Annotated in this window: 11 protein-coding genes; 9 read left to right on the top strand and 2 right to left on the bottom strand. The window is 43.7% G+C overall.

Annotation, left to right across the window (positions count from 1 at the left end; all coding sequences use genetic code 11):
* The first annotated feature begins 331 nt into the window (after positions 1–331).
* From BACINT_RS19130 to BACINT_RS19120, 3 genes are all read left to right on the top strand, one after another.
* Positions 332–1360, top strand: coding sequence for a L,D-transpeptidase (locus BACINT_RS19130; RefSeq protein ID WP_007666167.1), 1029 nt, complete (start codon positions 332–334; stop codon positions 1358–1360).
* A gap of 87 nt (positions 1361–1447) precedes the next feature.
* Positions 1448–2158 carry a murein L,D-transpeptidase catalytic domain family protein gene (locus BACINT_RS19125; protein ID WP_007666165.1) on the top strand — a complete coding sequence of 237 codons (711 nt, stop codon included), beginning with the start codon at positions 1448–1450 and terminating at the stop codon, positions 2156–2158.
* A 98-nt stretch (positions 2159–2256) separates the two neighbouring features.
* Positions 2257–3606, top strand: coding sequence for an MATE family efflux transporter (locus BACINT_RS19120; protein ID WP_007666163.1), 1350 nt, complete (start codon positions 2257–2259; stop codon positions 3604–3606).
* Positions 3607–3648: 42 nt separating this feature from the next.
* Here the strand turns inward: BACINT_RS19120 and BACINT_RS19115 are convergent, their stop codons facing one another.
* Complete coding sequence (locus BACINT_RS19115) at positions 3649–4278, bottom strand: HU family DNA-binding protein (RefSeq protein ID WP_007666161.1); 630 nt, start codon at positions 4276–4278, stop codon at positions 3649–3651.
* 348 nt (positions 4279–4626) lie between these two features.
* On the opposite strand from BACINT_RS19115, the gene BACINT_RS19110 reads away from it, so the two are divergent.
* The 4 genes from BACINT_RS19110 (at position 4627) to BACINT_RS19095 (ending at position 8574) form a co-directional block, all read left to right on the top strand.
* Positions 4627–4956, top strand: coding sequence for a PAS domain-containing protein (locus tag BACINT_RS19110; RefSeq protein WP_044155371.1), 330 nt, complete (start codon positions 4627–4629; stop codon positions 4954–4956).
* 26 nt (positions 4957–4982) lie between these two features.
* A complete protein-coding gene (dinB, locus tag BACINT_RS19105) occupies positions 4983–6086 on the top strand; it encodes a DNA polymerase IV (protein ID WP_007666153.1) in 1104 nt (367 codons plus the stop codon).
* A 193-nt stretch (positions 6087–6279) separates the two neighbouring features.
* Positions 6280–8157: a heparinase II/III family protein gene (locus BACINT_RS19100; protein WP_007666151.1), complete on the top strand. Its 1878-nt coding sequence runs from the start codon at positions 6280–6282 to the stop codon at positions 8155–8157.
* 42 nt (positions 8158–8199) lie between these two features.
* Entirely contained in the window at positions 8200–8574 is a 375-nt protein-coding gene (locus tag BACINT_RS19095; RefSeq protein ID WP_021967593.1) for a YccF domain-containing protein, read from the top strand.
* A gap of 65 nt (positions 8575–8639) precedes the next feature.
* On the opposite strand, the gene BACINT_RS24740 is transcribed toward BACINT_RS19095, so the two are convergent.
* Positions 8640–8774 carry a hypothetical protein gene (locus BACINT_RS24740; protein WP_007215668.1) on the bottom strand — a complete coding sequence of 45 codons (135 nt, stop codon included), beginning with the start codon at positions 8772–8774 and terminating at the stop codon, positions 8640–8642.
* Positions 8775–9059: 285 nt separating this feature from the next.
* On the opposite strand from BACINT_RS24740, the gene BACINT_RS19090 reads away from it, so the two are divergent.
* Positions 9060–10016: a LytTR family DNA-binding domain-containing protein gene (locus tag BACINT_RS19090; protein ID WP_007666144.1), complete on the top strand. Its 957-nt coding sequence runs from the start codon at positions 9060–9062 to the stop codon at positions 10014–10016.
* Between the two features lie 149 nt (positions 10017–10165).
* Positions 10166–12106 (top strand): TonB-dependent receptor plug domain-containing protein, encoded by a 1941-nt coding sequence (locus tag BACINT_RS19085; protein ID WP_007666143.1) that lies wholly within the window; start codon positions 10166–10168, stop codon positions 12104–12106.
* Positions 12107–12130 lie beyond the last annotated feature (24 nt).

Raw genomic sequence — 12130 nt, 5'->3', positions numbered from 1 at the left:
TTAACTTCCTGTCGACAAGGTCTCAACTTCTAGTCAACAGGAAGTTAACTTTTTGTATGCAAAGAGTTGAGGCCTTGTAATGTATTGATAAATAAAGCCTTTCTAACTTGTCTAATTTTAATATAAAAGGTTCTGTTCATAAACGAATGATTAATATTATACCGTCAATATCTTTCGGAAACTTTCATTAAATTTCTATCTTTGCGGAAATCCGTATTACCTGAATAAGATGAAACGATACCTGCTGTTATTTCTTATGTAATTGATTTCTATAAAGAGTCAACAATAACAGGGAGGTAGTCGTTATTAGGTTATAGTTAAATTTCATTTTATGAAACATTCCGTTCTTTTTGCCTGCGTGGCTGTTGGTTTGATTTTTGCCGGATGTCGTAACCGGCAGGAACCACCTGTGCCGGTAGTTGTGCAGGAGGCTGAACCTAAAGATACGGCTGTGCTGGAATTTCCTCATCCTAAAGAGAAACAGTTGACCGCTGCTGATATTTCCCTTACCAAAGAATTGCTCTATGACCAGCATACCCTCGAAGATACCTATCCATATAAGGATACGGTACGCTCTTTCAAATGGGATGTCATCCGGAACTGTCTGGCTTATATCGAGAATATGCAGCGCGATACTACTGCAAGGTGGGTGGTGTTGCAGAATTATAAGAATCTGAATAAAGAAGCTCCCCTGGTACGTAAGTTCGTGCGGAATGTGTATCGCCGTGTATCTGATACACTGGGCGTGGAGCGCTATCAATCGGTGCCGCTGTATCTGCCCGCTGATACTTTGGTGCCCGAACGTTATGGTAGAGACGGTACTATCGCCTATCTGAAAGGCGAGGAGGGAAGTTTTTACCGGATATTACCCGCCACTTTTGAAGAAGAATGGCTGGCACCACGCAGTTATCTGAAACAATTGCCGGATAGTACCGTCTTTAATCATGTGATTTTTGTCGACCGCCTGGATCAGAATATTACTACCTTGGAACATGTCTCGGAAGGTGAGTGGAAGATACGCAGCATGAATCCCGCCACTACCGGAATGCATGCTCCACCTTATGCTCAGGAAACCCCCTTGGGAATGTATCTGCTTCAACAGAAGAAAACGCGTATGGTGTTCCTGAAAGATGGTTCGGCGGAGACAGGAGGCTATGCCCCCTATGCCAGCCGTTTTACGAACGGAGCTTATATTCACGGAGTGCCGGTGAATGCGCCGCGTACAAGTATGATTGAGTATAGCTGGTCGTTGGGAACCACTCCACGTTCGCACATGTGTGTGCGCAATGCTACTTCACATTCCAAGTTCGTTTTCGATTGGGCGCCTACCGAACGATCTTTGGTTGTGGTGATTGAATAGTGAATCCTCATTTTTAACTATCTGTGTGATAGGTGTCTGGAGAAAAAACTGTAATTTAGCCGCCGTTATTTCTCTGGCTAAAGTTTTATGTTGCGATTTATTGTATTCATTTTATTCTTATTTCTTCCTTGTACCTTGTTTCTGGGCGGCAAGTCGTTAGATAACACTCCTGATTCTGCTGAAAGGACTGCTGCATCTGATGTTGAGGCTTATGCGAGCTTATACCGTTCCATGCAGTTGGAAGGAGTTGTCAACTGGAAAGCTTTCCGGCAGGCTGTAGCAGGTTATTATAAAATAGACAATCGTAAACGGGAGGTGTTGACATTGATAGACTTTTCCCGTCCTTCTACCGCAAAACGTCTTTTTGTATTTGACATGAGGGAACGTAAAGTACTTTTCTCATCGGTTGTTTCCCACGGAAAGAATAGCGGTGATAATTATGCCACTTCCTTTTCCAACGAATATGGTTCCTACAAAAGTTCACTGGGGTTCTATCTTACAGAATCTACTTATCAGGGAAAGAATGGGTATTCGCTTATTTTGAATGGTTTGGAAAAAGGAATCAACGACCGGGCCCGTGAGCGTGCCATTGTGATGCATGGGGCGGCTTATGCCGATCCTTCGGTAGTCAGCAGAGGAGGACGTTTGGGAAGAAGCTTTGGCTGTCCGGCTGTTCCGCAAAAACTTTCCCGTCCTATCATTGATGCCATTAAAGGAGGAAGTGTGATGTATATCTATGCTGAAACTCCTGATTATCTGGCACACAGTTCAGTCTTAAAAGATGCAGACGGACTGTAGTTTAATTCTTTTCATTACGAAGCATATTTTTGACGTTTGTCAATTCCTGTAATCTTATCTTTTCATACCTTTGCGTGCAATTTTCAGAGGATTAATTTATGGCAACATCAAGAGAAATGACGGCAGGACGCGCATTGCCGTTGATATTCAATTTCACTATGCCTCTGTTGATGGGAAACCTGCTACAACAGACATACTCTCTGGTCGACGCGGCAATCGTAGGAAAATTCTTGGGTATTAATGCACTGGCTTCGGTAGGAGCAAGTACTTCGGTGATTTTCCTTATTCTTGGTTTCTGTAATGGATGTTGTGGAGGTTTCGGTATTCCTGTGGCGCAGAAATTCGGAGCGCGGGATTATAGCACGATGCGTCGTTATATATCGGTCAGTTTGCAACTGGCGGCGGTGATGTCGGTAGTGATTGCAGTGGTTACGAGTATTCTGTGTGGGGATATCCTGCTGATGATGCGTACACCGGATATCATATTCCAGGATGCCTACTATTATTTATTGATAACGTTTATCGGAGTTCCCTGTACTTTCTTTTATAATTTGCTGTCCAGCATCATTCGTGCTTTGGGCGATAGCAAGACGCCTTTCTGGTTTCTGTTGTTTTCTACTATACTTAATATTCTGCTCGACTTGTTCTGTATCCTAGTATTGGATTGGGGAGTGGCGGGAGCCGCCATCGCTACGGTCTTTTCACAAGGCGTATCGGCTGTGTTGTGCTATGGATACATGATGCGCCGTTTTGACATATTGCGGGGAACACCGGATGAACGGAAGTTCAACGGCGCCTTGGCACGGACACTGATGTATATCGGTGTACCTATGGGATTACAATTCTCGATTACCGCTATCGGAAGCATCATGTTGCAAAGCGCCAACAATGCATTGGGAACTGCTTGTGTAGCCGCTTTTACTGCTGCCATGCGCATCAAGATGTTCTTTATGTGCCCGCTTGAAAGTCTGGGCATTGCTATGGCTACTTATACCGGACAGAATTATGGTGCGGGTAAGCCCGAACGCATTTGGATGGGAGTAAAGGTAAGTGCGCTAATGATGATTATTTACTGGGCATTTACGTTCTGCATATTGATGCTGGGGGCACGTACGTTTGCCTTGCTTTTTGTGGAAGCGTCTGAACTGGAAATATTGAAGGACACGGAGTTGTTCCTGCATATTTCCGTGTCCTTCTTCCCGGTTTTGGGACTGCTTTGTATTCTGCGATATACCATTCAGGGAGCGGGATATACCAATCTTGCTATGCTTTCCGGAGTTTCCGAAATGATAGCACGTGTGCTGGTAAGTCTTTATGCAGTGCCCGCTTTCGGCTATCTTGCGGTCTGCTTCGGTGATCCGACGGCATGGATTGCGGCTGTCCTGTTCCTGGTGCCGGCATTTATTTTTGTATATCGGAGGTTGCTCCGGATGAGGAGAGAACAGTGAGTATAATTTCTGTAGCTCCTTCCGGTGTCTGTGCTATTTGCATTATGTTTTTCGCAAAATGTATATTTTGTGTGTTCCTCTTCCTTTGTAATCAATACCGGTTTCGGGCTGCGCAATCCACTCTTTCAATTCGCGTGAAGCACTGGTCTTCAACAATCCGGTCAGCTGGCAATAGTCGGAGAGTGTCATGAAAGCATTCTGGCGTAGATACTCTTTAGCTCGTTCCAATCGTTCTTGCGGCGAGAACATTTGTGATGATTGCCGGAACTTCTCGGAAGAGCGCTTCAGCTGACAGTGGCGGGATGTTCTGTGCAGTAATTCTTTATCTACTTTGAAATGGATGTCTTTCAGGCAGATGCTTACGGCATTTCGCTTGGTGTCATCTTCTTCGCCACTTTCCCGTTCGCGCCCTTTCATTAGTCCTAAGGCAGGGGTAAAGACGCCTAAGTTTTCAATCTTTACCGAGTAACCTTGTCCCATCTGGTAGGCAATTTCATCGGTGATGGCTTGTATCAGTCCTACGATATCGCCTTTGGTGAAAGATGAGGCATAGGACACTTTATCGGCGATGGCTTCTAAGTCCACCTGTCCGTATAGTTTTATGCGTGGATAGAAGATTCTTTTGCCTTCTTCGTTGGGCAGGTTGAGTTCCTGCATGTTGTATTCTGCCATGAAATGATAAGATAATTAAGTTATTGGGATATTGTTTGCCAAAGTTTGTTTCAAGGCTGCGGATGTGTGTCCTTATTTTGCGGATGTCAGTTCCAAAGCTTGGAACAAATGTTCCAAGTGCGAAGATAAAGTTTATTCCTAACACTTACAATTTTTTCAGTAAGTAATAAGAAAGTTTTCTGTTAAGTGTTTGGATGTTTTTTGTTAATGGTTTGAATGGGAGATATGTATGTACAAAATAGCGTGAATATATAATTTTGTTATAGGCAGTAGGAGTGGCATTGGGAAAAACGTTATCTTTGGATCATAAAAGTAAAAGGTATGAGCCGTAACTTAAAAGCAATAACTATGTACGAATGGGCTAATGAAATGAACTGTGCCGTAACCGTATGTGATACAGAGGGAGTCATTCTCTATATGAATGAGAAAGCATGTCGCACGTTTGCCAAACATGGCAATCTGATAGGTAAGAATCTATTTGATTGTCATAACCCGCAATCGCAGGACAAGATACGTGAACTGCTTGAAACGGGAGGTGTCAATGCTTATACCATTGAGAAGAACGGAATCAGGAAGATGATTTATCAGACGGCATGGAAACAAGATGGTGTGGTGGGAGGTCTGGTAGAGATTTCGATGGAGATACCCGGAGAGATGTCCCACTATGTGAGGAAATGAATAGTAAAATGGAAAGGTGATCATGCATGATGTGTTGCGAAGGCACTGAACGAAAAATCATACATATAGATATGGATGCGTTTTACGCATCCGTAGAGCAACGTGACAATCCCGAGTTGCGCGGAAAACCTATTGCAGTGGGGTATGCGGAAGAACGGGGAGTAGTGTCGGCTGCCAGTTATGAGGCACGTCGCTATGGAGTACGTTCGGCCATGGCGTCGACGAAAGCAAAACGGATGTGCCCACAACTTATCTTTGTTCACGGACGGATGGAAGTGTATCATGAAATCTCCCGGCAAATCCATGAAATTTTCCACGAATATACAGATATCATTGAGCCACTGTCACTGGATGAGGCTTTTCTGGATGTGACAGAGAATAAGCCCGGTATTTTGTTGGCTGTAGATATTGCCAAGGAAATCAAGCAGAAAATACGGAATGAACTGAACTTGGTGGCATCTGCCGGTATATCCTACAATAAGTTTTTAGCGAAGATAGCGTCCGATTATCGTAAGCCGGACGGGCTGTGTACCATCCATCCCGATCAGGCGATGGATTTTATTGCGCGTCTGCCTATCGAGAGTTTCTGGGGGGTAGGCCCGGTGACGGCAAAGAAAATGCACTCATTGGGTATTCATAACGGCGAACAGTTGCGTGCATGTTCGCAGGCTATGCTGCTGCGTGAGTTCGGGAAGGTAGGAGCATTGTATTATGATTGTGCCCGGGGAATCGATCTTCGTCCGGTAGAGGCGGTACGTATCCGTAAGTCCATTGGGTGCGAACATACCTTGGAGAAGGATATTTCGCAACGCTCATCGGTTATTATCGAACTGTATCATGCGGCAGTGGAACTGGTAGGACGTCTGGAACATAATGATTTCAAGGGAAATACACTGACGTTGAAAATCAAATTCCATGATTTTAGTCAGATAACCCGGAGCATAACTCAATCCAAAGAACTAATTACTCTTGATGTGATCCTGCCTTTGGCTAAACAACTGCTGAAGGAGGTGGATTATGAACATCATCCCATCCGGTTGATAGGGCTTTCCGTTTCCAATCCACAGGAAGATACCAGGGAAAAAGGCGTTTGGGAACAGTTGAGCTTTGAATTTAGTGATTGGAAGTAGGTGGCTATTTGCGGGCTTGTTCGTTTATAGTTTCTTTTATGGATGATTTTGTACCCAACTACGGATAATTGAATACCTCCGTTTTACCGTAACTTACGTATCTTTGCCTCATCACAAAAAAGAAATCTAACTTTTTAATATCATGAAGAGAAACACATTTTATCGTATTATTATTTCCTTCTGCCTGCTTTTCATGGCAGGTATTTCCGCACATGCATATACAGAACGAAATCTTTTGCAAAAAGCTGCCGGTAGTGAAGAACTGCTGAAGGAGGTATTGGTGATGAATCAGAAATGGGTACCTTATCCTGCTTATACCGACCGTGCCGGTTGGGACGAATTGCTGGGTACCAATAAAGAAAATCTGATTCGTGCCGGAGAGAAAATGCTTAATTACGAATGGAAAGTAATCCGCGCCACCGATTATCTGGAATATGAACGTAGCGGCGAACGGAACATTATGCAAAATCCCTATGAGGCCAACCGGAAAGCAATCAACGTCCTGACGCTTGCCGAACTTGCCGAAGGAAAAGGACGGTTTATCGACCAACTGATAAATGGAGCATTTTATAGTTGCGAGATGACTTCCTGGGTACTTTCTGCCCATCTGGTACGCCAGAGCACCAAACGCTCTTTGCCCGATTATCGCGAACAGGTGATTGATCTGGGTTCGGGAAACTTCGGTTCCATGCTATCGTGGGTATATTACTTCTTCCATGATTCTTTCGATAAAATAGATCCTGTAATCTCTCAGCGCTTGCGTCATACTTTGCAGGAGCGTATTCTCGATCCTTATATGAACAATGACCGGGAATGGTGGATGGCTTTCCAATGGAAACCGGGAATGATTATCAATAATTGGAATCCCTGGTGTAACTCCAATGTATTGCAATGCTATCTTTTATTAGAGAATGACCGTGATCGTCTGGCAAAGGCTGTTTGGCGCAGCATGCAGTCGGTAGACAAGTTCATCAATTTTGTAAAGGCTGATGGTGCTTGTGAAGAAGGTCCTTCTTATTGGGGACATGCAGCCGGGAAAATGTATGATTATCTCCAGATACTTTCGGATGGAACAGATGGGAAAGTATCTCTTTTCAAGGAACCGATGATTCGCCGGATGGGAGAATATATCAGTCGTACGTATGTAGGAAACGGTTGGGTAGTGAACTTTGCGGATGCTTCTGCCAAGGGTGGAGGTGATGCACCGTTGATTTACCGTTATGGTCGTGCAGTTGGCAGTGAGGAAATGATGCAGTTTGCAGCCTATCTACTGGATGGTAAACGTCCTTCTGTGCCTTTGGGTAATGATACTTTCCGCTCCTTGCAGTCCATATTATGGAATGGAGAACTGGAAAAGACGGCCGCTGCCCATACCATACCGGCTTGTACCTGGTATCCTGAAACGGAATTCTGCTATCTGACCAATAAGTCCGGTTGGTTCCTGGCTACGAAAGGCGGATTCAATAATGAAAGTCATAATCATAATGATGTAGGCACATTTTCATTGTATGTCAATACGATACCTGTGCTGATTGATGCGGGGGTAGGAACTTATACACGTCAGACGTTCAGTAGTGAACGTTATACCATCTGGACCATGCAAAGTAATTACCATAACTTGCCGATGATTAACGGAGTACCCCAGAGTTTCGGTCAGAATTATAAGGCTACGGATGTTGTCTGCCAACCGAAGAAACGTTTCTTCTCAGCGAACATTGCGACTGCTTATCCGAAAGAAGCCGAGGTAAATAACTGGACACGTGCCTATTCATTAGGCGATAAGCAACTGACGATTATCGATAATTTCTCCCTGAAATCAGCGAAAGAACCTAATCAGGTGAACTTCCTCACTTGGGGAAAGGTGGATATTTCCGTGCCCGGAAAGGTGACGATAGACGTACAGGGACAGAAAGTAACTTTGGAATATCCCGGTGAGTTCACAGCAACCGTTGAAACAATCAATTTGCCTGATACACGTCTTTCCAATGTTTGGGGAACGGAGATTTACCGTATTGCCTTGAAAGATAAAGATGCGCGATTAACAGGTAAGTATAAGTTTGTTATTAAATAAAAAAACTATATTTGCGTATTAGAATACAAGAAACGCAAAATTATGGGATGTTTTATGAATTTATTATGGCTGGTGTTCGGAGGTATTTTTACCGCTATAGAATACCTTGTTGCCAGTTTATTGATGATGATTACCATTATCGGTATTCCGTTCGGTATGCAAACTCTGAAAATGGCTTCACTTGCATTATGGCCTTTCGGTAAAACGGTGCGGAGTGGCGAACGTTCGGCTGGTTGCCTGTATATACTGATGAATGTGTTGTGGATATTTTGGGGAGGTATCTGGATTTGCCTTTCTCATCTGGCATTCGGTGTGGTGCTGGGTATCACCATTATTGGCATCCCCTTCGGGCTACAGCATTTCAAACTGGCAGGATTAGCTTTGACGCCTTTTGGAAAAGACATCATAAGCGACTGATAAAAGAAGAGGGCGAAAAACTTTTCGGTTTTCCGCCCTCATTCATTTTATTTAAAGGTGTTATTTTACATGGTAGCCTGCTTTGCGAGCAGTTTTTGAAGTTTGCCATTCAAAGCCTGGCACATAGTTCCGTTTCCCATTGCTTGATAGCGTTTAATACGGTACTGTAACATAAAAATTTCATTTGCATTCTTTTTCATAATTGTCATCTTTTTGTGCTTTCCGCGTTTCGGAAAGCGGGTTTTACATCTTTTCTTTTATCTTATTAACGCTGCAAAGATACGAATTGTTCACGATAAACATGTTTTAAAACATAAAATAATGCACTTTCTCTCGTTTTTCTTTAGAAACGCCCGGTTTTGCTATATGCATATTACAAAAGTGTGACTAAAAATGGGATAAATGACCTATGTACGATCTATTAATAATTTGTATACCTTTGTAGCATCTTACACATAATCAACCCTTACAAACAGGAAGTCATAATGATAAATAAACTGTTGACACTTTTACGAAGCCCTTATCCATCATTGGTGAAGAGATGGAAAAGCGTGATAATACCTTCACTTATAGTGTTTCTGATCCTTTTTGTGTTGCAGCCTTTTGGCATTTCTATGATGGGAGGCTATAAATTCTGGGTAGTGTTAGGTTATGGAGTGGTTTCTTCATTGGCACTGAGTATCTCCACGTATTTGTTTCCTGCTTTGTTTCCCCGTTATCATAGTGAGAAGAACTGGACATTAGGCCGCGAATTGTTAGGAACGTTAGGAGCTTGTTTGCTGATTGCGATAGGTAACTGTTTCTATACGGCTTGGGTATTTGGTTCATTCATACTGAGCTGGAAAGGATTTCTGATAAGTTTGGCTTGGGTGGCGGTTCTTGCTCCTTTCCCTATTGTCTTCTTTTTGATGTGGAATCGTAATTTGCAGCTGGTACGTAATCTGAAGGAGGCAACGGAGATTAACTACGCTCTTGCGAAAAGAGAGAATACCCAGAAGGAGAAGATTCGGACAAGGAATGAGGAACAGATAGGAGAAGGTAGGGCAGTAGAAGAAGTAGCAGCAGTAGCAGAAGAAGAAGAAACTCCTATGCAGTTGGTTTTCTCCGGCGGAACGAAAGAAATGCTGGAAGTGGATGCCCATACCTTATTTTATGTAGAAGCAGAAGGGAATTATATAAGAGTAGCTTACAGTAGTGCGGATAAGATGCAGCAAAAGTTAGTGCGGGCTACTATGAAGCAGGCAGAAGAAGCGGTTGCTGCCTGTTCGTTCATTGTCCGTTGTCACCGGGCCTTTCTGGTGAACATACGCACTGTGGTAAAAGTAGATGGAAACTCACAAGGATACCGTTTGAGACTGGAAGGATGTACGGAAGAAGTTCCGGTTTCCAGAGGCTATGCAAAAGAGATAAAAACGCTGATAGAAGGAGGTGCGGAAGGGTAGTCATTCGTCACAGAATAAAGAAAAATACAGCCATTCGTCACAGGAGGAGTGCTGTTTGTCACATATCCGGGCAGTCTGTCCCGGATATTTTTTTGCCTGAAAATCATAGTCTATGTTTGCTGACGGAAATCGTAAAGAACATAGATTAAATGAAAAGATTGATTCTACTTTTTAGTGTAAGTGTATTGCTGACGGTGCAGCACTTGGAGGCGCAGACAGCTGTGACGGATACCATTTTCTTGCAACTATACAATGACAGTGTAGATTTGAACGAAGTGGTAGTGAAAGGTAAAAGAACGCCTGTTGCCAACAGTCGTTGGAGTGATATGAGTCCAGTGGAACTGGTGACTGTGGGAGGTGCAAACGGTGATTTGTATCAGGCATTGCAGACACTGCCGGGCACGCAGGTACAAGGAGAAAGTGGCCGTCTGTTGGTGCGCGGCGGAAGTAGTGATGAAACACAGACATACATTGACGGAATGCACGTCTTGAATCCTTATACGGCTACAGGTATAAACTCACCGGCACGCGGACGTTATTCCACTTTTATGTTCAGTGGTGTCAATCTGGAATCGGGCGGGGCTCCGTTGGAATACGGGGATGCACTCTCGGCTGTGTTACCGTTGGAGACAAAGGATAAGAGCCCTATCAATAAGTTAGGTATCAATGCCTCTACGGTAGGCTTCGGTGGAGGAGGTACACGGGCTTTCGATAAAGGTTCGCTTTCGGTGAACCTGGATTATCAGGACTTATGTGTCTATGATCATATCTATTCAGGACGTACGGATTTTGAAGATCCCTACCGGATGATGACCGGATCGGCACAATTTCGCTATCATCCCGATGATGCTACGCTTTTCAAGATTTATGGCGGCTATGATCATACTGATTTTTCCAATTATGAAGGTGCTGAACGTAGACTGTTCGATTTGAATGAGAATAATTTCTATCTCAATACAACTTTCCGTAAGCGTACTTCCGGTGGATGGAACTGGTTTGCAGGTGTAGCATTCTCTTTCTTTGAACAGAAGATAGGTAATGTATCACTTTCGACAGATCATTGGATGGAACAACAACAGGAACTTCATGCAAAGGCAAAAGTGTTCAAGCGTATTTCTCCGGCTTTTCGTCTGGATATGGGAGTGGAGAGTTTTATCCGCCGGTATGAGAATCGTTATCAATACCAGATGAAAGAGGCGGAGGGAATAGATAGCCATCATGAAATCAATCCGACGATCAGTGCAGGCTTTCTTTCGGCGACTTACTATCCGGTGGAGCAACTAAAGGCGGAACTTTCTGTCCGCACAGAATATACTTCATTGAATGAAAAGGTGAATTTCTCACCCCGTCTGGCTGTTAATTACTATTTGGGAGATGTAGTACTCTCTGCTACGGCGGGACGATATACACAGTTGCCGGTTAGCAGATTGCTGGCTCAGGAGAACAAGTTGAAATCGGAATCATGCATTCAGTATAATGTGGGTGCACAGTATGAGGGTGATGGGCGTTTCTACAAAGCTGAACTTTATTATAAGAAATATGACCGTCTGGCATTGGTTGAAAAGGGAACGGTAGATGCAGCGGAAGTACTGACTTCCGGTGGTTATGGCTACAGTAAAGGTTTCGACTTATTCTTTAATGACCGTGTCCTGCTGAAGAATCTGGAATACCAACTTTCCTATACATATAATATTGCCAAGCGGAAGTTTCAGGAATATACGGAACTGACTACTCCGCAATATGCCACTCAACACAATGCATCCCTAGTGCTGAAGTATTCCATTCCGCGAATCGGCACGATAGTCGGTTTGACGAACCGTTTCAGCAGTGGGCGTCCTTATCATAATCCGGATTTGCCGGGTTTGATGAATGATCATGTAAAGCCTTATAACAGTCTTGATCTCGGACTGACATTCCTGCCCAGTAAGAAGGTGATTATTCATGCTTCTGCTACCAATATCCTTTGTCGGAAAAATGAGTTTGGGCGGGTGAATAATAAAGCTATTCTGGCTTCAAACGATCATTTCTTCTATATCGGGGTGTTTATCACACTTGGGAAGAAGGCGGCTTATGATGTTTCTAATTTCTAATTTAATTAAAAAGAAAGGTCCGCG

Origin of the sequence: Bacteroides intestinalis DSM 17393 (assembly GCF_000172175.1) — a bacterium.
Classification (GTDB): Bacteria; Bacteroidota; Bacteroidia; order Bacteroidales; family Bacteroidaceae; genus Bacteroides; species Bacteroides intestinalis.
This window is presented reverse-complemented; position numbering and strand designations above follow the sequence as displayed.